Genomic DNA, 22,012 nt, shown 5'->3' on the forward strand with positions numbered 1-22,012 from the left:
TCCTTCTGCGCTCATGAAGAGGGGGACACCCGGCGCGCGTACGGCGCGTCCGGTGTCCCCCTGCTTCTCTACGGCTGTCAGTCGCGGGCGGCGGTCAGGTGCTCCGCGTGCTCCTGGAGCGAGCGGACGCCCACGTCGCCGCGGTTGAGCGCGTCGATGCCCTGGACGGCGGCGGCGAGCGCCTGGACCGTGGTCAGGCACGGGACGCTGCGCGCCACGGCGGCCGTACGGATCTCGTAACCGTCGAGGCGGCCGCCGGTGCCGTACGGGGTGTTGACGATCAGGTCGACATCGCCGTCGTGGATGAGCTGGACGATGGTCTTCTCACCGTTGGGGCCCTCGCCCTCGCTGAGCTTGCGCACCACGGTGGCGTTGATGCCGTTGCGGCGCAGCACCTCGGCGGTGCCCGAGGTGGCTAGCAGCTCGAAGCCGTGGGCGACCAGCTCGCGCGCCGGGAAGATCATCGAACGCTTGTCGCGGTTGGCGACGGAGATGAAGGCGCGGCCCTTGGTGGGCAGCGGGCCGTAGGCGCCGGCCTGCGACTTGGCGTACGCCGTGCCGAAGACCGAGTCGATGCCCATGACCTCGCCGGTGGAGCGCATCTCCGGGCCGAGGACGGTGTCCACGCCCGCGCCGTGGATGTCGCGGAAGCGGCTCCACGGCATCACGGCCTCCTTGACGGAGATCGGCGCGTCGAGCGGCAGGGTGCCGCCGTCGCCGTTCTTCGGCAGCAGGCCCTCGGCGCGCAGCTCGGCGATGGTGGTGCCGAGCGAGATCCGCGCGGCGGCCTTCGCGAGCGGGACCGCGGTCGCCTTCGAGGTGAAGGGGACGGTGCGCGAGGCGCGCGGGTTGGCCTCCAGGACGTAGAGGATGTCACCCGCCATCGCGAACTGGATGTTGATCAGACCGCGTACGCCGACACCCTTGGCGATGGCCTCGGTGGAGGCGCGCAGCCGCTTGATGTCGTAGCCGCCGAGGGTGATCGGGGGCAGGGCGCAGGCGGAGTCGCCGGAGTGGATGCCGGCTTCCTCGATGTGCTCCATGACGCCGCCGAGGTACAGCTCGGTGCCGTCGTAGAGGGCGTCGACGTCGATCTCGATGGCGTCGTCGAGGAAGCGGTCGACCAGGACCGGCCGGGTGGGGCTGATCTCGGTGGACTCGGCGATGTACGACTCGAGGCGGGTCTCGTCGTAGACGATCTCCATGCCGCGGCCGCCGAGCACGTACGAGGGGCGGACGAGGACCGGGTAGCCGATCTCGTCGGCGATGGCCTTGGCGCCCGTGAAGGTGGTGGCGGTGCCGTGCTTGGGGGCGGGCAGCCCGGCCTCGGCGAGGACCTGGCCGAAGGCGCCGCGGTCCTCGGCGGCGTGGATGGCCTCCGGCGGGGTGCCGACGACGGGTACGCCGTTGTCCTTGAGCGCCTGGGCGAGACCGAGGGGGGTCTGGCCGCCGAGCTGGACGATGACACCGGCGATCGGGCCCGCGAGGGACTCGGCGTGCACGATCTCCAGCACGTCCTCGAGCGTCAGCGGCTCGAAGTACAGGCGGTCGGAGGTGTCGTAGTCCGTCGAGACGGTCTCGGGGTTGCAGTTGACCATCACGGTCTCGTAGCCCGCGTCGCTGAGCGCGAAGGAGGCGTGGACGCAGGAGTAGTCGAACTCGATGCCCTGGCCGATGCGGTTCGGGCCGGAGCCCAGGATGATCACCGCGGGCTTCTCGCGCGGGGCGACCTCGGACTCCTCGTCGTAGGACGAGTAGAAGTACGGGGTCTTCGCGGCGAACTCGGCGGCGCAGGTGTCGACCGTCTTGTAGACCGGGCGGACGCCGAGCGCGTGCCGGACCTCGCGGACGACGTCCTCGCGCAGGCCGCGGATCTCGGCGATCTGGGCGTCGGAGAAGCCGTGGCGCTTGGCCTCGGCGAGCAGCTCGGGGTGGAGCTTCTCGGCGGCGGCCAGGTCGTCGGCGATCTCCTTGATGAGGAACATCTGGTCGACGAACCAGGGGTCGATCTTCGTGTACTCGAAGACCTCTTCCTGGGTGGCGCCGGCGCGGATGGCCTGCATGACGGTGTTGATGCGGCCGTCGGTCGGGCGGACCGCGGTGCGCAGCAGCTCGTCCTTGTCGCCCGGCTCGCCGACGAAGGTGAACTGCGAGCCCTTCTTCTCCAGGGAGCGCAGGGCCTTCTGGAGGGCCTCGGTGAAGTTGCGGCCGATGGCCATGGCCTCGCCCACCGACTTCATGGTGGTGGTGAGGGTGGAGTCGGCGTTCGGGAACTTCTCGAAGGCGAAGCGCGGGGCCTTGACGACGACGTAGTCGAGGGACGGCTCGAAGGAGGCCGGCGTCTTCTCGGTGATGTCGTTGGGGACCTCGTCGAGCGTGTAGCCGATGGCCAGCTTGGCGGCGATCTTGGCGATCGGGAAGCCGGTGGCCTTCGACGCGAGCGCCGAGGACCGCGAGACGCGCGGGTTCATCTCGATGACGATGACCCGGCCGTCGGTGGGGTCGATCGCGAACTGGATGTTGCAGCCGCCGGTGTCGACGCCGACCTCGCGGATGATCGCGATGCCGATGTCGCGCAGCCGCTGGTACTCGCGGTCGGTGAGGGTCATCGCCGGGGCGACGGTGATCGAGTCACCGGTGTGGACGCCCATCGGGTCGAAGTTCTCGATGGAGCAGACGACGACGACGTTGTCCTTGGTGTCGCGCATCAGCTCCAGCTCGTACTCCTTCCAGCCGAGGATGGACTCCTCCAGGAGCACCTCGGTGGTCGGGGAGAGCGTGAGGCCCTGACCGGCGATGCGGCGCAGCTCGTCCTCGTTGTGGGCGAAGCCGGAGCCGGCGCCGCCCATGGTGAAGGAGGGGCGCACGACGACGGGGTAGCCGCCGAGGGTGTCGACGCCGGCGATGACGTCGTCCATCGTGTGGCAGATGACCGAGCGGGCGGACTCGCCGTAGCCGATCTTGGCCTTGACGGCCTCGACGACGCCCTTGAAGAGGTCGCGGTCCTCGCCCTTGTTGATGGCCTCGACGTTGGCGCCGATCAGCTCGACGCCGTACTTCTCCAGCACACCCTGCTCGTGCATGGAGATCGCGGTGTTGAGCGCGGTCTGGCCGCCGAGGGTCGGCAGGAGCGCGTCGGGGCGCTCCTTCGCGATGATCTTCTCGACGAACTCGGGGGTGATCGGCTCGACGTACGTGGCGTCGGCGATCTCCGGGTCGGTCATGATCGTCGCCGGGTTGGAGTTCACCAGGATGACGCGCAGGCCCTCGGCCTTGAGGATGCGGCAGGCCTGGGTGCCGGAGTAGTCGAACTCGGCTGCCTGGCCGATGACGATCGGGCCGGAGCCGATGACCAGGACGGACTGGATATCGGTGCGCTTAGGCACGATCGGCCTCCATCGGTGCGGTGCTCATCAAAGACGTGAAGCGGTCGAAGAGGTAGGCGGCGTCGTGCGGGCCCGCCGCCGCTTCGGGGTGGTACTGGACGCTGAAGGCCGGCTGGTCGAGCAGCTGGAGACCCTCCACCACGTTGTCGTTGAGGCAGACGTGGGAGACCTCGGCGCGGCCGTAGGCGGTGTCCGAGACCTTGTCGAGGGGCGCGTCCACGGCGAAGCCGTGGTTGTGCGCGGTGATCTCGACCTTGCCGGTGGTGCGGTCCTGCACCGGCTGGTTGATGCCGCGGTGGCCGTACTTCAGCTTGTAGGTGCCGAAGCCCAGCGCGCGGCCCAGGATCTGGTTGCCGAAGCAGATGCCGAAGAGCGGGGTCTTGCGGGCGAGGACGCCCTGCATGACGGCGACCGCGTGGTCGGCGGTGGCCGGGTCGCCCGGTCCGTTGGAGAAGAAGACGCCGTCGGGGTTCACGGCGTAGACGTCCTCGACCGTGGCGGTCGCGGGCAGCACGTGCACCTCGATGCCGCGCTCGGCCATCCGGTGCGGGGTCATGCCCTTGATGCCGAGGTCCACGGCGGCGACGGTGAACTTCTTCTCGCCGATCGCGGGGACGACGTACGTCTCCTTGGTGGCGACCTCGGCGGAGAGGTTCGCGCCCTTCATCTGCGGGGCGTCCTGGACGCGCGCCAGCAGCGCGGCGTCGTCGGCGACGCTCGCGCCGGAGAAGATGCCCACGCGCATCGCGCCGCGCTCGCGCAGGTGGCGGGTCAGGGCGCGGGTGTCGATGCCGGAGATCCCGACGACGCCCTGCGCGACCAGCTCCTCGTCCAGCGAGCGCTGCGAGCGCCAGTTGGAGGGGACCCGGGCGGGGTCGCGGACGACGTATCCGGCGACCCAGATGCGGGCGGACTCGGGGTCCTCGTCGTTGACGCCGGTGTTGCCCACGTGCGGGGCGGTCATCACGACGACCTGGCGGTGGTACGACGGGTCGGTCAGCGTCTCCTGGTAGCCGGTCATGCCGGTGGAGAACACGGCTTCGCCGAAGGTCTCCCCCACGGCCCCGTAGGCGCGCCCGCGGAAGATGCGGCCGTCCTCCAGGACGAGTACGGCGGGAGCTTTGGCTGCTCCCCTGGTGGAGGTCGTCATCGTTCGGCGCCTTCCGTCGTGGTGGATTGGTTCATGAGGTTGATGGCTTCGACCCAGGCGGCGTGTTCGGCCGCCCGGTCGGAGCGGAATCCGGAGTCGATCAGCTTGTCGCCGTGCGCCCAGGTGACGACGAGCAGACCGCCTTCGGTCAGTACCTTGCCCGCGATTCCCTTGTCGAGGCGGGCGCCGCGCAGCTGCGCGGCCGGTACGAAGAAGTCGGTGGCACCCGGACGGACCACGTCGAGGCCCGTGTCGGTGAGCGTCAGCTCGACCCGGCTGCGGATGCCCAGGCCGTGGGCGACGATCCGGTCGAGCCACTGGCCGGCGGTCGTGGAGCCGTGGTACCGGCCGGTCAGGGCCAGCCGGTGCTCGGGGAGACCGCTCGGAGCCGTGGGCAGCGCGGGCAGATCGTTCTGCAGTGCGCCGCGCCACTTCCAGCCTTGCCGCATCAGCCAGTACACGAACGCGATGAAGACGAGCAGACCGAGGACCCACGCGATGCGCGCGTCCCAGTCCGTCACCTCCGCCGACCGTCGTTCGGCGGCCTCGGCGGCCAGTTGGATTACTGCAGGTGTCACGCCAGTTTCCCGTCCACGACCGTTGCCCGGCCCCGCAGGAAGGTGTGAGTGACGCGTCCCGGAAGCTCACGGCCCTGGTAAGGCGTGTTGCGGCTGCGGGAGGCGAAATGTGCGGGGTCCACGACACCACGGTACGAGGTATCGACCAAGGTCAGGTTCGCGGGTTCACCTGCCGAGACGGAGCGGCCGTGGTTCTCCAGGCCGCCGATGCGCGCCGGGCGGAAGGACATCCGGTCGGCGACGCCCGCCCAGTCGAGCAGGCCGGTCTCGACCATCGTCTGCTGGACGACGGAGAGCGCGGTCTCCAGGCCCACCATGCCCATGGCGGCGGCGGCCCACTCGCAGTCCTTGTCCTCGTGCGGGTGCGGGGCGTGGTCGGTGGCGACGATGTCGATCGTGCCGTCGGCGAGCGCCTCGCGCAGGGCCATGACGTCGCGCTCGGTGCGCAGCGGCGGGTTGACCTTGTAGACCGGGTCGTACGAGCGGACCAGCTCGTCGGTGAGGAGCAGGTGGTGCGGGGTGACCTCGGCGGTCACGTCGATGCCGCGGGACTTGGCCCAGCGGACGATCTCGACGGATCCGGCGGTGGAGAGGTGGCAGATGTGCACCCGGGAACCGACGTGCTCGGCGAGGAGCACGTCGCGGGCGATGATCGACTCCTCGGCGACGGCGGGCCAGCCGCCGAGGCCCAGCTCGGCGGAGACGACGCCCTCGTTCATCTGGGCGCCCTCGGTGAGGCGGGGCTCCTGGGCGTGCTGGGCGACGACGCCGCCGAAGGCCTTCACGTACTCCAGCGCGCGGCGCATGATCACGGCGTCGTCGACGCACTTGCCGTCGTCGGAGAAGACGGTGACGCGGGCGGCGGACTCGTGCATGGCGCCCAGCTCGGAGAGCTGCTTGCCCTCCAGGCCGACGGTGACGGCGCCGATGGGCTGCACGTCGCAGTAGCCGGACTCCTTGCCCAGGCGCCAGACCTGCTCGACGACGCCGGCGGTGTCGGCGACCGGGAAGGTGTTCGCCATGGCGAAGACGGCGGTGTAGCCGCCGCTGGCGGCCGCGCGGGTGCCGGTGAGGACGGTCTCGGAGTCCTCGCGGCCCGGCTCGCGCAGGTGGGTGTGCAGGTCGACCAGGCCGGGGAGCAGGACCTGGCCGTCGGCCTCGATGACGGTCGCGTCGCCGGCCTCGATGCCGATCCCACTCCAGTCGATTTCGCCCTGCCGGGCGGTGGCGGCGATGGTCTCGCCGTCGATCAGGACGTCCTGCGCCTCGCCGCCGAGCACCTTCGCGCCACGAATAAGGATCTTGCTCATCTTTACTTGCTCTCCGAATCGACGGGGCGGGCGTGGCTGACGGCGGACTCGTTGCCGCCCAGAAGCAGGTACAGGACCGCCATGCGGATGGACACGCCGTTGGCGACCTGCTCGACGACGGTGCAGCGGTCGGAGTCGGCGACCTCGGCGGTGATCTCCATGCCCCGGACCATCGGGCCGGGGTGCATCACGATGCCGTGCGCGGGCATCTTGGCCATGCGCTCGCCGTCGAGGCCGTAGCGCCGGGAGTACTCGCGCTCGGTCGGGAAGAAGGCGGCGTTCATCCGCTCTCGCTGCACACGCAGCATCATGACCGCGTCGGACTTCGGCAGCACCTCGTCGAGGTCGTACGAGACCTCGCAGGGCCAGGTCTCGACGCCGATCGGGACCAGGGTGGGCGGGGCCACCAGGGTGACGTGCGCGCCGAGGGTGTGCAGCAGGTCGACGTTGGAGCGGGCGACGCGGCTGTGCAGGACGTCACCGACGAGGGTGATCCGCTTGCCCGCGAGGTCCTGGCCGAGCGCGTCGGGGCCGACCAGGCGACGGCGCATGGTGAACGCGTCGAGCAGCGCCTGGGTCGGGTGCTGGTGGGTGCCGTCACCGGCGTTGATGACCGGTACGTCGATCCAGCCCGAGGTGGCGAGGCGGTAGGGGGCCCCGGAGGCGCTGTGCCGGATGACCACGGCGTCGATGCCCATGGCGTCCAGGGTCTGGGCGGTGTCCTTGAGGGACTCGCCCTTGGAGACGCTGGACCCCTTGGCCACGAAGTTGATCACATCGGCGGAGAGGCGCTTCTCGGCGGCCTCGAAGGAGATGCGGGTGCGGGTCGAGTCCTCGAAGAAGAGGTTGCAGATGGTCAGGCCGCGCAGGGTGGGCAGCTTCTTTATCGGCCGGTCGGCGACCCGTGCCATTTCCTCGGCGGTGTCGAGGATGAGGACGGCGTCGTCGCGCGAGAGATCGGCGGCCGAGATGAGGTGACGCTTCATCTGGGTGCTCCGTTGAGTCCGTGGGTCGGGGAGGGCTGGCGGGCAGGCTGGATTGCGGGCGGGCGCCGCCGTGGGCGGACGTCCGCGCGGGCCCCACGAGCGGGGACCCTCACGGGTGGGGGCTACTGCCCGCCTGCCGGGGCGGTCCGCTGGCCGAGCAGTACGGCGTCGCGGCCGTCCTCCTCCTGGAGCTGGACCATGACGGTCTCCCGCAGCGAGGTGGGGAGGTTCTTCCCGACGTAGTCGGCGCGGATCGGCAGTTCGCGGTGGCCGCGGTCGACGAGGACCGCGAGCTGCACGGCGCGGGGGCGGCCGATGTCGCCGAGGGCGTCGAGGGCCGCGCGGATGGTGCGGCCGGAGAAGAGCACGTCGTCGACGAGGACCACGAGCCTGCCGTCGATGCCGTCACCGGGGATCTCGGTGCGGCCGATCGCGCGGGCCGGCTTCATCCGCAGGTCGTCGCGGTACATGGTGATGTCGAGGGAGCCGACGGGGACCTTGGTGCCGGTGATCTCTTCGAGCTTGGCGGCGAGCCGGCGGGCGAGGAAGACACCGCGGGTCGGAATGCCGAGGAGCACCACGTCGTCGGCGCCCTTGGCGCGTTCGACGATCTCGTGGGCGATGCGGGTCAAGACCCGCGCGATGTCCTGCGCCTCGAGTACGGGGCGGGCGGCATCGGCGTCGTGCCGGTCATGCTGAGCGTCCATGAAAAGGACCTCCTTCTCCGCCTCACGGGACGGACCTTAAAGGACGTCTGGCCGACCGCCAGAGGCAGCCGGGTCGTACGTCGTCCACGGTACCAGGGCCGCCCGGGACCGCCGGACCGGGGCGGCGCGAGCCCTCCCGGGAGGGCGATGGAGACCATTCGGCTTGACGCATCCAAGTAACGCTGCGTAACCTCACAGTGAGTTACCAGCCGCGCGGCGCAGCCGCACGTTGTCCACATCATCACAGCGTCACAGCGTCCGGGAGCGTTATGTCCAGCGAATACGCCAAGCAGCTCGGGGCCAAGCTCCGTGCCATCCGCACCCAGCAGGGCCTTTCCCTCCACGGTGTCGAGGAGAAGTCCCAGGGCCGGTGGAAGGCCGTGGTGGTCGGTTCCTACGAGCGCGGGGACCGCGCCGTGACCGTCCAGCGCCTCGCCGAGCTGGCGGACTTCTACGGTGTGCCGGTGCAGGAACTCCTGCCGGGCACCACGCCGGGCGGGGCGGCCGAGCCGCCGCCGAAGCTCCGTCTGGACCTGGAGCGCCTGGCCCACGTGCCGGCCGAGAAGGCGGGCCCGCTCCAGCGCTACGCGGCGACGATCCAGAGCCAGCGCGGCGACTACAACGGCAAGGTGCTGTCGATCCGCCAGGACGACCTGCGCACCCTCGCGGTCATCTACGACCAGTCGCCCTCGGTCCTGACCGAGCAGCTCATCAGCTGGGGCGTGCTGGATGCGGACGCCCGCCGTGCCGTGACGCACGAGGAGATCTGAGCGCTCTGAGCTCCGGGCCCAGGCCCAGCAGAAACGTTACCGGTGGGGGCCGGGAAGCCATGTGCTTCCCGGCCCCCACCGGTTTTTTCACCTCGTCCTCCGGGCGCGGACACGCGCAGGGCCCGCAGCGCGATGCGCTGCGGGCCCTGCGCGTGCCGACGGCCGGTCCGGAGCGCTAGTCGCGCTCGTCCCGCCGGAGCTTCGGCTTGAGGTCCTTGAAGCGGGCCAGCAGGCCGTTCACGAACCCCGGGGACTCGTCGGTGGAGAATTCCTTGGCGAGCTGGACGGCCTCGTCGATCGCCACGGCGTCCGGGGTCTCGTCGACCCAGATCAGCTCGTAGGCACCCAGCCGCACGATGTTCCGGTCCGCGACCGGCATGCGGTCGAGGTCCCAGTCCACGGCGTAGGTGACGATCAGGTCGTCGATGCGGTCCACCTTGTCGGCGTACCCCTCGACGAGGTTCATCGTGTACTCGCTCACCGCGGGCTGACGGCCGTCGGTGTCGTTCCGTGAGTGACGGACCCAGTCGGCGAGGACCTCACGCACGGGCACACCGCGCTGATCGGCCTCGAAGAGGATCTGGAAAGCACGCTTGCGGGCGTTGCTCCGGGCTCCCACGGTTAGCTGTTCACCCGGCCGAGGTAGTCGCTGGTACGGGTGTCGACCTTGACCTTCTCGCCGGTGGTGACGAAGAGCGGGACCTGGATCTCGTGACCCGTCTCCAGCTTGGCGGGCTTGGTGCCACCGGTGGAGCGGTCGCCCTGGACGCCCGGGTCCGTGTGCTCGATCACGAGCTCGACGGCGGCCGGGAGCTCGACGTAGAGCACCTCGCCCTCGTGCTGCGCGACGGAGGCGGTGAAGCCCTCGATCAGGAAGTTGGCGGCGGAGCCGACAGCCTTGCGGTCGACCATGAGCTGGTCGAAGGTGCTCATGTCCATGAAGACGAAGTAGTCGCCGTCCATGTACGAGAACTGCATGTCACGGCGGTCAATGGTGGCCGTCTCGACCTTGGTGCCGGCGTTGAACGTCTTGTCGACGACCTTGCCGGACATCACGCTCTTGAGCTTGGTGCGCACGAAGGCCGGGCCCTTGCCGGGCTTGACGTGCTGGAACTCGACGACGGACCAGAGCTGGCCCCCGTCGAGCTTGAGCACCATGCCGTTCTTGAGGTCGTTCGTGGAAGCCACGGTTGCGAAATCTCCTGGACTGGTGGACCACGGGTGGCGCGCACAGCAAAGCTAGAGCGCGAGCAGCTCCTTGGTCGTGATGGTGAGTAGCTCGGGTCCGCCGTCCGCCTCAGGGCGTACGACGAGCGTGTCATCGATCCGGACGCCGCCCCGGCCCGGGAGGTGAACCCCCGGTTCGACGGTGACCGGCACGCAAGCGTCCAGTTTACCCATTGCTGTAGGTGCAAGCTGCGGGTCCTCGTCGATTTCGAGGCCGACGCCGTGTCCGGTCCACGGAGCGAGGGCCTCGCCGTGGCCCGCGGAGTCCAGTACGGACCGTGCCGCGTGGTCCACGTCGCGGTACGCGGCCCCGGGCACCAGGGCCTCGCGGCCCGCCCGCTGAGCGGCGAAGACGAGGTCGTACAGCTCGATCTGCCAGTCCGCCGGGGTGGTGCCGATCACGAAGGTACGGCCGATCTCACACCGGTAGCCCCGGTAGTTCGCGCCCAGGCAGACGGAGAGGAAATCCCCTTCCTCCACCCGGCGGTCGGAGGGCCGGTGCCGGGAGCGGCCGGAGTGCGGGCCGGTGCCGACGGACGTGGGGAAGGCCGGGCCGTCGGCGCCGTGGTCCACGAGCCGCCGCTCCAGCTCCAGGGCGAGGTGGCGTTCGGTGCGGCCTACGAGAATGGACTCCAGGAGTTCGCCGAGGGCCTGGTCGGCGATCTCGGCGGCGATCCGCAGACAGGCGATCTCCTCCTCGTCCTTGATCAGCCGCTGCTGTTCGACGGCGAGCCCGAGGTCGGTCAGCCGCAGCCGGGGCGCCACCGAGCGCAGCGCCCGGTGCCGGGCGACCGTGAGGTGGTGTTCCTCGACGGCGAGCGCGTCGGCGCGCAGGTCCGTACCGCAGGCGAGGTCGGCCGCCGCGACGGCCGGATCGGCGCCGGTTCCGGACAGGACGGACAGCCGCAGGTGTTCGTCGATCCGGCCCTCGTCCGCTTCGCCCGTGGGCGAGGTGGCGCAGAAGAGCACGTCGTCGGCGGGCCCGATCAGCAGTACCGCGCCCTCCGGGAACGCCCCCGCGAGGTAGCGGACGTTGGCCGGACGCGTGATCAGTGCGGCGGAGTTGCCCGCCGCGGCACAGCGGTCGCGAAGCAGGGCCCGACGGGCCGCGTACACGTCTGACATGTCTTCGAGCGTACGAGCGCCCCGCCCATCCGGCCTGGCGAGCGCGTCCGGACGGGGCGCGGGCCCGCGGCGGCGGCGGCCTGGGTCACCAGCCGCCCGGGGCCGCGATGGCGCGGGCCAGGACCTCGTCGAGGGCGCGGGCGGTGCCCTCCACGTCGAGGTGGGAGTTGTCGATGATGGGCAGGCCGGAGCCGTACCAGCCCGCCATCCGGCCGTGGATCCGGGCGACTTCCTCGTCGGTGAGGCGGCGGTTGCCCGAGCGGGCCGCGTTGCGCTCCAGGACGATCTCCAGGCCGGGCAGCAGGACCACTGGCAGCAGCCCGGGCCCCACGTGCCGCTTCCAGCCGCCCAGGCCCACCACGGGCCGGTCGGGGAAGACCGCGTCGTCGAGGATGCAGGAGATCCCGTTGGCCAGGAAGTTGCGGGCGGCGAAGCCGCAGGTGCGGCGGGCGAGGCGGTACTGGGCCTCGGAGTGGTCGTTCCAGCCCGCCTGGGGGTCGGCGAAGCCCGAGCAGACCCATTCGCGCACGTCGTCCAGGCTGATGTGCGCGGTCGGCACCTGCCGGGAGCCCGCCCAGTGCCGGGCCACGGTGGTCTTGCCTGCGCCCGCGGGGCCGATGAGCAGGACGGCGAGGGTGGCGACCCCGGTACCGGGGGCGGGCGGGGCCACCGCCGGGAGCGGGATGTGCCCGGTCGCCTCGGGTACGGGCGCCACCGGGCCCGTGGGCCGCGTGCCCGTGCCGGGGACGTAGGCGGGCTGCTGCGGCGCCCCGTGCGGCGGGGGCACGGACAGCGGCGGGCCCTGCGGCGGACCCGCCGGGCGGGGCGGACCGGCGGGGTGCGGCGGGCTCGCCGGATGCGGCGGCCCGGCCGGGGCCGACGGGGGGTGCGGCGGACCGGCATGCGGCGGACCGGCGTGGGGCCGCGGCGGGCCCGCCGGGTGCGGCGCGCCGGCGGGCGGCGGCGCCCAGCCGGGCACGGGGGCTATCGGCGGCTGCGCGGGGGCGGCCGGGTGCTGTCCCGGCTCGCCCCATCCCCCCATTCCGTGCTGCATCCCGTGCCACTCCGTCTCGTTCGGGCGAGGACTGATGCGAGAACGTTATCTCAGCCCGCGGGCAGTTCCTCCGCCAGCGCGTGCAGCGCGAGCCGGTAGGAGCCGAGCCCGAAGCCCGCGACGGTCCCGGTCGCCACCGAGGCGATGACCGAGGTGTGCCGGAATTCCTCCCGGGCGTACGGGTTCGAGATGTGCACCTCGATCAGCGGCGCGGTGCGCTGCGCCGCCGCGTCCCGCATCGCGTACGAGTAGTGCGTGAAGGCACCGGGGTTGATGACGACCGGGATCTTCCCGTCCGCCGCCTCGTGCAGCCACCGCACCAGCTGGCCCTCGTCGTTGGTCTCGCGGACCTCGACCTCGAAGCCCAGCTGCCTGCCGAGGCTCTGGCAGCTCTCGACGAGCCCCGCGTACGAGGTGGCCCCGTACACGTCGGGCTCGCGCGAGCCGAGCCGGCCCAGGTTCGGGCCGTTCAGCACGAGCACCCTGCGGCTCACGCGGACACCTCGCCGTAGGCCGCGATCAGCACGGCCGGGTCCGGTCCCTCCAGGACGGTCGGCTTGGCCAGCCCGTCCAGCACGATGAAGCGCAGCAGGTCTCCGCGGGACTTCTTGTCGACCTTCATGGTCTCCAGCAGCTTGGGCCACTGGTCGCCGCGGTAGGTCAGCGGCAGGCCCACCGAGGCGAGCACGCTCTTGTGCCGCTCGGCGGTCGCGTCGTCGAGCCGTCCGGCGAGCCGTCCCAGCTCGGCGGCGAAGACCATGCCGATCGACACGGCCGCACCGTGGCGCCACTTGTAGCGCTCGTTCTTCTCGATCGCGTGGGCGAGGGTGTGACCGTAGTTGAGGATCTCCCGCAGGCCCGACTCCTTGAGGTCGCTGGAGACCACGTCGGCCTTGACCTGGATGGAGCGCACGATCAGCTCGGCGGTGTGCGGGCCCTCGGGGGTCCGGGCCGCCTGCGGGTCGCCCTCGATCAGGTCGAGGATCACCGGGTCGGCGATGAATCCGGCCTTGATGATCTCGGCGAGGCCGCTGACGTAGTCGTTGACCGGCAGCGAGTCGAGGGCCGCCAGGTCGCAGAGCACCCCGGCGGGCGGGTGGAAGGCACCGACGAGGTTCTTGCCCTCGGCGGTGTTGATGCCCGTCTTGCCGCCCACGGCCGCGTCGACCATCGCGAGGACGGTCGTCGGTACGGCGATCCAGCGCACCCCGCGCAACCAGGAGGCCGCGACGAAGCCGGCGAGGTCGGTGGTGGCGCCACCGCCGACGCCGACGATCACGTCGGTGCGGGTGAAGCCGGACTGCCCGAGGGCCTTCCAGCAGTACGCCGCGACCTCGACGGTCTTGGCCTCCTCGGCGTTGGGCACCTGGATGGCGACCGCCTCGTAGCCCTGGGCCGCGAGGTCGTCGCGCAGCGCCTCCCCCGTGGAGGCCAGCGCCTCGGGGTGGATGACGGCGACGCGCTGTGCCTTGGTGCCGATGAGGGTGCCCAGCTCACCGAGCAGCTGCCGGCCGACCAGCACGTCGTACGCGTCGTGTCCGGCGCTCGCGCCGACCTGGATACGCGTCACCTGGTCTGTCATACGTCCTTCAACTCCAGAGCGTCGAGGACCGCCTGGGCGACCTCTTCGGGGGTGCGGTCGTCGGTGGCCACCACGACGCGCGCGACTTCGGTGTACAGGTGGCGGCGTGCGTCCATCAGCTCACGCCACTGGCGGCGCGGGTTGACGGCGAGCAGCGGGCGGGCCGCGCCGAGGCCGACCCGGCGGACCGCCTCGTCGATGTCCATCGACAGGTAGACGACGGGCAGCCCGGCGAGCAGGGCCCGGGTGCCGTCGTCGAGGATGGCGCCGCCGCCGAGGGCGAGGACGCCGGTGTGCCCGGAGACGGCGTCGGCGACGGCCGCGCGCTCCAGGTCGCGGAAGTACGGCTCGCCCTCGTCGACGAACAGGTCGGCGATCGGCCGGCCCTGGGCGGCGACGATGTCGGCGTCCGTGTCCCGGTAGGGCACGCCGAGCCGCTCGGCGAGCAGCTGCCCCACCGTGGACTTGCCGGACCCCATCGGTCCGACGAGGACGACCAGGGGGCCGCCCGTCACCGGATCTGCAGGTTGTCGAGGTACGAGCGGACGTTGCGCCGGGTCTCGTTCACCGAGTCACCGCCGAACTTCTCCACGACGGCGTCGGCCAGCACGAGGGCGACCATCGCCTCGGCGACGATGCCGGCCGCGGGGACGGCACACACGTCGGAGCGCTGGTGGTGGGCGACCGTCGCCTCGCCGGTGGCCACGTCGACGGTGGCGAGCGCGCGGGGCACGGTCGCGATCGGCTTCATGGCGGCCCGTACGCGCAGCAGCTCACCGGTGGTCAGTCCGCCCTCGGTGCCGCCGGAGCGGCCGGAGGTGCGCTTGATGCCCTCGGGGGTGGAGACGATCTCGTCGTGGGCCTTGGAACCCGGGACGCGGGCCAGGTCGAAGCCGTCGCCGACCTCGACCCCCTTGATCGCCTGGATGCCCATGAGCGCGGCGGCGAGCCGCGCGTCGAGGCGGCGGTCCCAGTGCACGTGCGAACCGAGGCCCACCGGGACGCCGTAGGCGAGCACCTCGACGACGCCGCCGAGGGTGTCGCCGTCCTTGTGGGCCTGGTCGATCTCCGCGACCATCGCCTTCGACGCGTCGGCGTCGAGGCAGCGGACCGGGTCGGCGTCGAGCTTGTCGACGTCCGCGGGGGTCGGGTAGACGCCGTACGGGGCCTTGGCGGAGGCCAGTTCGACCACGTGGGAGACGATCTCGATGCCCGCGGTCTCCTTGATGAAGGAGCGGGCGATGGCGCCGAGGGCGACGCGGGCGGCCGTCTCGCGGGCGCTGGCACGCTCCAGGATCGGGCGGGCCTCGTCGAAGCCGTACTTCTGCATGCCGGCGAGGTCGGCGTGGCCGGGGCGGGGGCGGGTCAGCGGGGCGTTGCGCCCGGAGCCTTCCAGCTCGGCCGGGTCGACCGGGTCGGCCGACATGACCTTCTCCCACTTGGGCCACTCGGAGTTGCCCACCATGACCGCGACCGGGGAACCGAGCGAGAGACCGTGGCGGACGCCGCCGAGGAAGGTCACCACGTCCTGCTCGAACTTCATCCGGGCACCGCGGCCGTATCCGAGCCGGCGGCGCGCCAGGTGGTCGGCCACCAGTTCGGTGGTGACCGGAACGCCGGCGGGAAGCCCCTCCAGCGTCGCTACCAACGCCGGTCCGTGCGACTCCCCGGCGGTCAGCCAACGCAACCTGCTCAACGATGCTCCTCATGCTCGCGCCTGGCACAGCTACGGCGCGACCGGGTGCGCCGCCCGGGCCCGCCGACCCCGATCCTCCCATGTCCGGAGCGATGTCCCGGCCTCACGTCCAGCTATCGGACGCCACTGTGGCAGGTCGGGTGGTGATCGCGCCGGGCGGGGAAGCGTGCGGCGACGATCATGCCCGATGGATCTACCGCCCGGCGAGGGCCCGTTCCCCGGCGGCGCGCATCGCGGCGAGCGGCCCGGGAGAGCGGCCGGTCATCTGTTCGACCTGGAGGACGGCTTGGTGGACGAGCAGGTCGAGACCGCCGACCAGCTGCCCCCCGCGCCCGGTCCAGGCCGCCGCCAGCGCGGTCGGCCAGGGGTCGTAGAGCACGTCGAACAGGGTGCCCGGCCGCTCGGGGACGGCCCCGGCCAGGGCGTCGGTGGCCCCGGCCGGGGTGGTGGCGATCACCAGCGGCGCGCTCAGCGCCTCGGCCGCCGCCGACCAGTCGGCGGTCCGGACGGGCACGCCGAGCCGCTCGCCCCACCGGAGCATCTCGTCCGCCCGCTCGGCGGACCGGACGTACGCCGTGACCTCGCCCGAACAGATCCGGGAGAGGGCGGCCAGCGCGGAGGAGGCCGTCGCCCCCGCGCCCAGGATGGCCGCGGCCGGGACCTTCTCCACGCCCCGCTCGCGCAGCGCGGCGACGATCCCGGGGATGTCGGTGTTGTCGCCGACCCGGCGGCCGTCCTCGGTGAAGACGACCGTGTTGACCGCTTCGACGGACGCGGCGGTCTCGCTGACCTCGTCGAGCAGCGGCATGACCGCCCGCTTGAGCGGCATGGTCAGCGACAGGCCCGCCCAGTCGGCGCCGAGCCCGGCGAGGAAGCCGGGGAGCGCGGCCTCGTCGATCTCGAACCGGTCGTAGGACCAGTCGGCGAGGCCGAGCTCCCGGTAGGCGGCGCGGTGCAGCACCGGTGAGAGGGAGTGCTCGATGGGCGAACCCAGCACCGCGGCCCTTATCCGTGACATGTTCCCGCTACCCACCGCTCTGCTGTTGCTTCTTCTGTGCCTGACGTGCGTTGAACTCCTCGACGAGCTTGTTGTGCTCGGCCAGGGTCTTGGTGAAGCTGGTCTTGTCGCCGTCGACCGAGACGAAGAACATCCACCCGTCCTTGTCCGGGTTCAGGACCGCGTTGAGCGCGTCGGCGCCGGGGTTGCTGATGGCCCCGGGCGGCAGGCCCCTGTTCTTGTACGTGTTGTACGGGTCCTCGATGGCACGTGTCTCCTCGCGGGAGACGTTGATGTTGCTCGTGCCCTTGATGTAGTTGATCGTCGAGTCGAATTCGAGCTTCTGGTTGGTGACGGTGTTCGAGGGCTTGAGGCGGTTGTAGATGACGGCCGCCATCTTCCGGTAGTCCTCGTGCTTGTTGCCCTCGGCCTGGACCAGGCTCGCGACCGTGACCACTTCCAGCGGGGACTTGAGGTTCAGGTCCTTGGCCTTGCCCTCGATGCCGAGCGCCGCGTACTTCTCCGTGGCGTTCTTGACCATCTTCTTGAGCAGGTCCTGCGGGGTGATCCCGGTGCTCAGGTCATAGCGGGCCGGGTAGAGGAACCCTTCCAGCGGGTCCTTGATGTTCTGGCCGTCCTGGGCCCAGGCGGGCAGGCCGAGCGTCTTGACCTCACGCTTGGCCAGCTCCGCGGTGGTGCCTTCCTGGAGCTTGAGCTTCTTGTCGATCGCGCCGTAGACCTGCACGTTGCGCAGGCCCTCGGCGACGATGATCACGTTCAGCTTCGAGGGGTCGGACATCACCTCGACGACGGACTTGGCCGACATCTGCTTGCGCAGCGGGTAGAGACCGGGCTGGATCCCGCTGCCCTTGGGGTGTTCCTGCGCCGCGTTCACGAAGGCCTGGGCGCTGGCGACCACGCCGGCCTTCTCCAGGATCGCGCCCATCTGGCCCAGGGTCGCGCCCTTGGGGATCTCCACGTCGACCGAGGTGGTGCCCTCGCCGGAGTAGTCCTCGGCCATGCCGAGCTTCGCCTTGATGTAGGAGAAGCCGTAGTAGCCGACGCCGCCGACCGCGCCCACGATGACCACGGCGGCGATCAGGCAGGCGGAGCCGGTGCGCTTGGTTCCCTTGCTCTTGCCGCCCTTGCCCTTGCCGCGGCCCCGTCGGCCGCCCGGCGGCTCGTCGTCGTCGCCGTGACCACCGGCGGCGAGGAAGGATCCCTCTTCCTCGTCCTGCGGCTCGGCGCTGTCGTCCTGCCACTCGGTGGAGGGCTCGGGGACGAGGTGGCGGCGGCCGGGGGGCTGCGGCGGCGGGTAGGCCTCGGGCGTGGCGTAGTCGTCCGGGGTCTCCCCCGGATAGGCCACGGCCTGCTGGGCATACGGGTCCACACCGTAGGGCACGGCCTGCTGGCCCTGGCCGGTGTCCCAGTTCTGCGCCTGCTGCCCGTCGTACACGGGCTGCTGCACGGCCTGCTGCTGGGGCTGCGGCTGCTGGGCGTACTGCGGCTGCTGCGGGTGTTCGGGCGCGTAGCCCTGGTACTCCGCGGGGTACTGCTGCTGCGCGAACTGCGGCTGGGGCTGGGGCTGCTGCTCGTACTGCTGCGGCTGCTGGTGCTGCGGCTGCTGGTACTGCAGCGGCTGCCCCTGGTACTGCGGCTCCTGCGGATACTGCTGCTGGCCGACGGCGTAGGGCACCTGACCCTGTGGGGTCTGGTGGGCCCACGCCGGGTCCCCGTAGAGAGGGTCCTCTGGGTGCCACGGTTCGGGGCCAGAGCCCCGTCCATACTCGGTCATCGGTCCCCTAGAGCCGCGAGACGGAGGCAGCGGCTGTGTGTGGGCCGCGGCACCCGGTTCCGCCTCTGAAGTGGTGGGCGACGGCTGTTCGAATGCCGTCACATCGCGCGGAACGTTACCGTATCGCGATCAGACAACCACTTCGACGCACTCACCGGGCGGATTACCTGATACCCGTTCGGTCTCCAGAGCGTTCTGGAGGATGACCACAGCGGCTGCCTGGTCGATGACCGAGCGCCCCTTCTTGGCGTTGCGGCCCGAGGCCCGCAGCCCCTGGGCCGCGGTGACCGTGGTCATCCGCTCGTCCACCAGGCGCACCCCCACGGGCTTGATGCCCTTGGCCAGCTCCATGGCGAAGGCCCGGCACTTGGCCGCGGCCGGCCCCTCCCGCCCGCTGAGCGAGCGGGGGAGGCCGACCACGACTTCAAGGGGTTCGTACTCCGCCACGAGCTGCCGCAGCCGCTTGTGCGCGGCCGGGATGTCACGTCCCGGCACGGTTTCGACCGGTGTGGCCAGCACCCCGTCGGGGTCGCACGAGGCGACCCCGATCCGGGCGTCGCCGACATCGATCGCGAGGCGTCGGCCGCGGCGCAGTGTCATCGTCAGGCCGTCTCGCCGACGAGGCGCTCGACCGCGGCGATGGCCTCGCCGATGGCGTCCGGGTTCTGACCGCCGCCCTGGGCGACGTCCGGCTTGCCGCCGCCACCGCCGCCGAGGGTCTTGGCGGCCGTACGCACCAGCTCGCCGGCCTTGAGACCGCGCTCGCGGGCGGCCTCGTTGGTGGCGATGACGGTGAGCGGGCGACCGCTCGCGACCGTGAAGAGCGCCACGACGACCGGCCGGTCGCCCGCGCCGTTCAATGCCTGCAGCCGGCCGCGGACGTCGAGGACCAGCTTGCGCAGGTCGTCGGCGCCGGTGCCGTCGGGCACCTGGCCGGTGACCACGGCGACACCGCGGACGTCGTGGGCGCCGGCGGCGAGACCCGCGGCGGCCTGGAGCACCTTCTCGGCGCGGAACTTCTCGATCTCCTTCTCGGCGTCCTTCAGCTTGCCGAGCATGGAGGCGATCTTCTCCGGCAGCTCCTCGGGGCGGCCCTTGACCAGCTCCTGGAGCTGGGCGACGACCGTGTGCTCCTTGGCGAGGAAGTTGTACGCGTCCACGCCGACCAGGGCCTCGACGCGGCGCACGCCGGAGCCGATGGAGGACTCGCCGAGCAGCTTGACCAGGCCGAGCTGCGCGGTGTTGCCGACGTGGGTGCCGCCGCACAGCTCCTTGGAGAAGTCGCCGATGGTGACGACGCGCACGCGCTCGCCGTACTTCTCGCCGAACTCGGCGATGGCGCCCTGCTTCTTCGCCTCGTCGATGCTCATGACCTCGGCCGTGACCTCGAGCTCGCGCGACAGCACGTCGTTGATCTTCTGCTCGACGTCGGTGAGCACCGTGCCGGGGACGGCGTTCGGCGAGCCGAAGTCGAAGCGGAAGCGGCCGGGCGAGTTCTCGGAACCGGCCTGGGCGGCCGTCGGGCCGAGGGCGTCGCGCAGGGCCTGGTGGGTCAGGTGGGTGGCCGAGTGGGCGCGGGCGATGGCGCGGCGGCGGAGGACGTCGATGACGGCGTACGCGGTCGCGCCCACCGTCACCTCGCCGACCTGGACGACACCCTTGTGCACGTGCACGCCCGGGACGGGCTTCTGCACGTCGCGGATCTCGACGACGGCGCCGGAGTGCAGCTTGATCCGGCCCTGGTCGGCGAGCTGGCCTCCGCCCTCGGCGTAGAACGGGCTGCGGTCGAGGACGATCTCGACCTCGTCGCCCTCGGAGGCGGCCGGGGAGGAGACGCCGTCGACGAGGAGGCCGACGATGGTGGACTCGCCCTCGGTGGAGCCGTAGCCGGTGAACTCGGTCTCGCCGGAGTTGTCGGCGACCTCGCGGTAGGCGGACAGGTCGGCGTGACCGGTCTTCTTCGCGCGGGCGTCGGCCTTGGCCTTGTCGCGCTGCTCCTGCATCAGGCGGCGGAAGCCCGGCTCGTCCACGGAGAGGCCCTGCTCGGAGGCCATCTCGAGGGTGAGGTCGATCGGGAAGCCCCAGGTGTCGTGGAGCAGGAACGCCTTGTCGCCGGCCAGGACCGAGCCGCCGGCGGCCTTGGTCTCGGTGATGGCGGTGTCGAGGATGTTCGTACCGCCCTTGAGGGCCTTGAGGAAGGCGGCCTCCTCGGCGAGGGCGACGGTCTCGATCCGCTTGCGCTCGGTGACCAGCTCCGGGTACTGGAGGCCCATGGTGTCGATGACGACGCCGATGAGGTCCAGGACGACCGGGCCGGTGGCGCCCATGAGGCGCATGTTGCGGATGGCGCGGCGCATGATGCGGCGCAGCACGTAGCCGCGGCCCTCGTTGCCGGGGGTGACCCCGTCGCCGATGAGCATGGCGGAGGTGCGGATGTGGTCGGCGACCACGCGCATCGAGACGTCGCTGGCCTGGGCCGCGCCGTAGCGCACGCCGGTCAGCTCGGTGGCCTTGTCCATGACGACGCGCAGGGTGTCGGTCTCGAACAGGTTCGGCGCGCCCTGCAGGATCATCGCGAGGCGCTCGAGGCCGAGGCCGGTGTCGATGTTCTTCGACGGCAGGTCCCCGAGGATCGGGAAGTCTTCCTTGTTCTCGCCGGCGCCGCGCTCGTACTGCATGAAGACCAGGTTCCAGATCTCCACGTACCGCTCGTCGTTGACGGCCGGGCCGCCCTCGACGCCGAATTCGGGGCCACGGTCGTAGTTGATCTCGGAGCACGGGCCGCAGGGACCCGGGACGCCCATGGACCAGAAGTTGTCCTTCTTGCCCAGGCGCTGGATGCGCTCGGCCGGGACGCCGATCTTCTCGCGCCAGATCTGCTCGGCCTCGTCGTCGTCGAGGTAGACCGTGATCCAGAGCTTCTCGGGCTCCAGGCCGTAGCCACCGTCCGCCACGGAGCTGGTGAGCAGCTCCCAGGCGTACGTGATGGCGCCTTCCTTGAAGTACTCCCCGAAGGAGAAGTTGCCGCACATCTGGAAGAACGTGCCGTGGCGGGTGGTCTTGCCGACCTCTTCGATGTCCGGCGTACGCACGCACTTCTGCACGCTGGTCAGCTTCGAGGCAGGCGGCTTGACCTCACCCAGGAAGTACGGCTTGAACGGGACCATGCCCGCGTTGACCAGCAGCAGAGTCGGGTCGTCCGCGATGAGCGACGCCGAAGGGACAACGGTGTGACCGCGCTCCTCGAAGAAGCTCAGCCAGCGGCGGCGGATTTCAGCCGACTCCATCAGTGGTCCTCATTCCGGTTGTACGAAAGATATGGGTGGGTCTTGGGGGTGTTCTTGTTGCCCGGGTCGGTCCCGAGGGCCCGCAGCCGCCGCGGCCCGGGGAGGGCGGTGACGTTGTCGGGCCGGTCGGGGTCCTGGTGCAGACCCAGCGCGTCGTTCAGCTCGTCCTCGCGCTGCGTCATTCCCGCTTTGACGTCGAGGGCGAAGTCCTTGAGCCGGTGGCCCGTCTCGAGCGCCTTGTCGGCGGCCCGCGCGGCGAGGCTCTCCGGCGTCAGCTGCTTGAGCTTACGGTTCACCTTGGTGGTGGCCCACACGCCGGCGGCAGCGCCTGCGGTGAACCAGAAGGTACGGCGGAACATCGC

The 22,012-nt window shown here is 71.0% G+C and carries 20 protein-coding genes; 1 reads left to right on the forward strand and 19 read right to left on the reverse strand.

The annotated features are described in order from the left end of the window. Positions 1-77: 77 nt before the first annotated feature. The 6 genes from carB to pyrR all read right to left on the reverse strand — a co-directional run bounded on the left by carB (position 78) and on the right by pyrR (position 8,117). A complete protein-coding gene (carB, locus tag ABT084_RS13375; protein ID WP_351042070.1) occupies positions 78-3,386 on the reverse strand; it encodes a carbamoyl-phosphate synthase large subunit in 3,309 nt (1,102 codons plus the stop codon). After that, positions 3,379-4,536 (reverse strand): glutamine-hydrolyzing carbamoyl-phosphate synthase small subunit, encoded by a 1,158-nt coding sequence (gene carA, locus ABT084_RS13380; RefSeq protein ID WP_351042073.1) that lies wholly within the window; start codon positions 4,534-4,536, stop codon positions 3,379-3,381. The genes carB and carA overlap by 8 nt, the downstream gene beginning before the upstream one ends. Further along, positions 4,533-5,114, reverse strand: coding sequence for a PH-like domain-containing protein (locus ABT084_RS13385; RefSeq protein ID WP_351042075.1), 582 nt, complete (start codon positions 5,112-5,114; stop codon positions 4,533-4,535). Before ABT084_RS13385 ends, carA begins: the two co-directional genes overlap by 4 nt. Next, on the reverse strand, positions 5,111-6,424 hold the full coding sequence (locus ABT084_RS13390) for a dihydroorotase (protein WP_351042078.1): 1,314 nt from the start codon (positions 6,422-6,424) through the stop codon (positions 5,111-5,113). The genes ABT084_RS13385 and ABT084_RS13390 overlap by 4 nt, the downstream gene beginning before the upstream one ends. 2 nt (positions 6,425-6,426) lie before the next feature. Further along, positions 6,427-7,410 (reverse strand): aspartate carbamoyltransferase catalytic subunit, encoded by a 984-nt coding sequence (locus tag ABT084_RS13395; protein ID WP_351042080.1) that lies wholly within the window; start codon positions 7,408-7,410, stop codon positions 6,427-6,429. A 122-nt stretch (positions 7,411-7,532) separates the two neighbouring features. Further along, positions 7,533-8,117 carry a bifunctional pyr operon transcriptional regulator/uracil phosphoribosyltransferase PyrR gene (gene pyrR / locus ABT084_RS13400; RefSeq protein ID WP_351042083.1) on the reverse strand — a complete coding sequence of 195 codons (585 nt, stop codon included), beginning with the start codon at positions 8,115-8,117 and terminating at the stop codon, positions 7,533-7,535. Between the two features lie 269 nt (positions 8,118-8,386). Between pyrR and bldD the strand changes: the two genes are divergently transcribed. Further along, positions 8,387-8,887, forward strand: coding sequence for a transcriptional regulator BldD (gene bldD, locus ABT084_RS13405; RefSeq protein WP_283451446.1), 501 nt, complete (start codon positions 8,387-8,389; stop codon positions 8,885-8,887). Between the two features lie 175 nt (positions 8,888-9,062). On the opposite strand, the gene nusB is transcribed toward bldD, so the two are convergent. From nusB to ABT084_RS13470, 13 genes are all read right to left on the reverse strand, one after another. Next, positions 9,063-9,506 carry a transcription antitermination factor NusB gene (gene nusB, locus ABT084_RS13410; RefSeq protein ID WP_351042086.1) on the reverse strand — a complete coding sequence of 148 codons (444 nt, stop codon included), beginning with the start codon at positions 9,504-9,506 and terminating at the stop codon, positions 9,063-9,065. 2 nt (positions 9,507-9,508) lie between these two features. After that, a complete protein-coding gene (gene efp, locus ABT084_RS13415) occupies positions 9,509-10,075 on the reverse strand; it encodes an elongation factor P (protein ID WP_351042088.1) in 567 nt (188 codons plus the stop codon). 51 nt (positions 10,076-10,126) lie between these two features. Beyond that, positions 10,127-11,239 (reverse strand): aminopeptidase P family protein, encoded by a 1,113-nt coding sequence (locus tag ABT084_RS13420; protein WP_351042091.1) that lies wholly within the window; start codon positions 11,237-11,239, stop codon positions 10,127-10,129. Positions 11,240-11,324: 85 nt separating this feature from the next. Further along, positions 11,325-12,293, reverse strand: a complete 969-nt coding sequence (locus ABT084_RS13425) for an AAA family ATPase (RefSeq protein ID WP_502968925.1) — start codon at positions 12,291-12,293, stop codon at positions 11,325-11,327. Positions 12,294-12,343: 50 nt separating this feature from the next. After that, positions 12,344-12,787 (reverse strand): type II 3-dehydroquinate dehydratase, encoded by a 444-nt coding sequence (gene aroQ, locus ABT084_RS13430; protein WP_351042094.1) that lies wholly within the window; start codon positions 12,785-12,787, stop codon positions 12,344-12,346. After that, positions 12,784-13,875 (reverse strand): 3-dehydroquinate synthase, encoded by a 1,092-nt coding sequence (aroB, locus tag ABT084_RS13435; protein ID WP_351042097.1) that lies wholly within the window; start codon positions 13,873-13,875, stop codon positions 12,784-12,786. Before aroB ends, aroQ begins: the two co-directional genes overlap by 4 nt. After that, positions 13,872-14,390 carry a shikimate kinase gene (locus ABT084_RS13440; protein WP_351042100.1) on the reverse strand — a complete coding sequence of 173 codons (519 nt, stop codon included), beginning with the start codon at positions 14,388-14,390 and terminating at the stop codon, positions 13,872-13,874. Before ABT084_RS13440 ends, aroB begins: the two co-directional genes overlap by 4 nt. Continuing rightward, positions 14,387-15,571 carry a chorismate synthase gene (gene aroC / locus ABT084_RS13445; RefSeq protein ID WP_351042103.1) on the reverse strand — a complete coding sequence of 395 codons (1,185 nt, stop codon included), beginning with the start codon at positions 15,569-15,571 and terminating at the stop codon, positions 14,387-14,389. Before aroC ends, ABT084_RS13440 begins: the two co-directional genes overlap by 4 nt. A 193-nt stretch (positions 15,572-15,764) precedes the next feature. Next, entirely contained in the window at positions 15,765-16,589 is an 825-nt protein-coding gene (locus ABT084_RS13450) for a shikimate dehydrogenase (protein WP_351042106.1), read from the reverse strand. Positions 16,590-16,596: 7 nt separating this feature from the next. After that, the gene (mltG, locus tag ABT084_RS13455; RefSeq protein WP_351042109.1) at positions 16,597-18,264 is read right to left on the reverse strand and encodes an endolytic transglycosylase MltG; all 1,668 of its coding nucleotides are present in this window, start codon (positions 18,262-18,264) and stop codon (positions 16,597-16,599) included. Between the two features lie 228 nt (positions 18,265-18,492). Beyond that, positions 18,493-18,963, reverse strand: coding sequence for a Holliday junction resolvase RuvX (gene ruvX, locus ABT084_RS13460; protein ID WP_330329458.1), 471 nt, complete (start codon positions 18,961-18,963; stop codon positions 18,493-18,495). 2 nt (positions 18,964-18,965) lie between these two features. After that, positions 18,966-21,650: an alanine--tRNA ligase gene (alaS, locus tag ABT084_RS13465; protein WP_351042112.1), complete on the reverse strand. Its 2,685-nt coding sequence runs from the start codon at positions 21,648-21,650 to the stop codon at positions 18,966-18,968. Then, a complete protein-coding gene (locus tag ABT084_RS13470; RefSeq protein WP_351042115.1) occupies positions 21,650-22,009 on the reverse strand; it encodes a DUF6167 family protein in 360 nt (119 codons plus the stop codon). Before ABT084_RS13470 ends, alaS begins: the two co-directional genes overlap by 1 nt. Positions 22,010-22,012: the final 3 nt, after the last annotated feature.

Origin of the sequence: Streptomyces sp. NPDC002138 (assembly GCF_040296485.1) — a bacterium.
GTDB lineage: Bacteria > Actinomycetota > Actinomycetes > Streptomycetales > Streptomycetaceae > Streptomyces.

Coding starts and splice junctions, on each gene's coding strand:
- ABT084_RS13395 (WP_351042080.1), bottom strand. CDS start 7,410: ATGAAGCGTCACCTCATCTCGGCCGCCGATCTCTCGCGCGACGACGCC.
- pyrR (WP_351042083.1), bottom strand. CDS start 8,117: ATGGACGCTCAGCATGACCGGCACGACGCCGATGCCGCCCGCCCCGTA.
- ABT084_RS13425 (WP_502968925.1), bottom strand. CDS start 12,293: ATGCAGCACGGAATGGGGGGATGGGGCGAGCCGGGACAGCACCCGGCC.
- ABT084_RS13420 (WP_351042091.1), bottom strand. CDS start 11,239: ATGTCAGACGTGTACGCGGCCCGTCGGGCCCTGCTTCGCGACCGCTGT.
- ruvX (WP_330329458.1), bottom strand. CDS start 18,963: ATGACACTGCGCCGCGGCCGACGCCTCGCGATCGATGTCGGCGACGCC.
- ABT084_RS13470 (WP_351042115.1), bottom strand. CDS start 22,009: ATGTTCCGCCGTACCTTCTGGTTCACCGCAGGCGCTGCCGCCGGCGTG.
- carA (WP_351042073.1), bottom strand. CDS start 4,536: ATGACGACCTCCACCAGGGGAGCAGCCAAAGCTCCCGCCGTACTCGTC.
- alaS (WP_351042112.1), bottom strand. CDS start 21,650: ATGGAGTCGGCTGAAATCCGCCGCCGCTGGCTGAGCTTCTTCGAGGAG.
- ABT084_RS13390 (WP_351042078.1), bottom strand. CDS start 6,424: ATGAGCAAGATCCTTATTCGTGGCGCGAAGGTGCTCGGCGGCGAGGCG.
- ABT084_RS13450 (WP_351042106.1), bottom strand. CDS start 16,589: ATGTCACGGATAAGGGCCGCGGTGCTGGGTTCGCCCATCGAGCACTCC.
- bldD (WP_283451446.1), top strand. CDS start 8,387: ATGTCCAGCGAATACGCCAAGCAGCTCGGGGCCAAGCTCCGTGCCATC.
- aroB (WP_351042097.1), bottom strand. CDS start 13,875: ATGACAGACCAGGTGACGCGTATCCAGGTCGGCGCGAGCGCCGGACAC.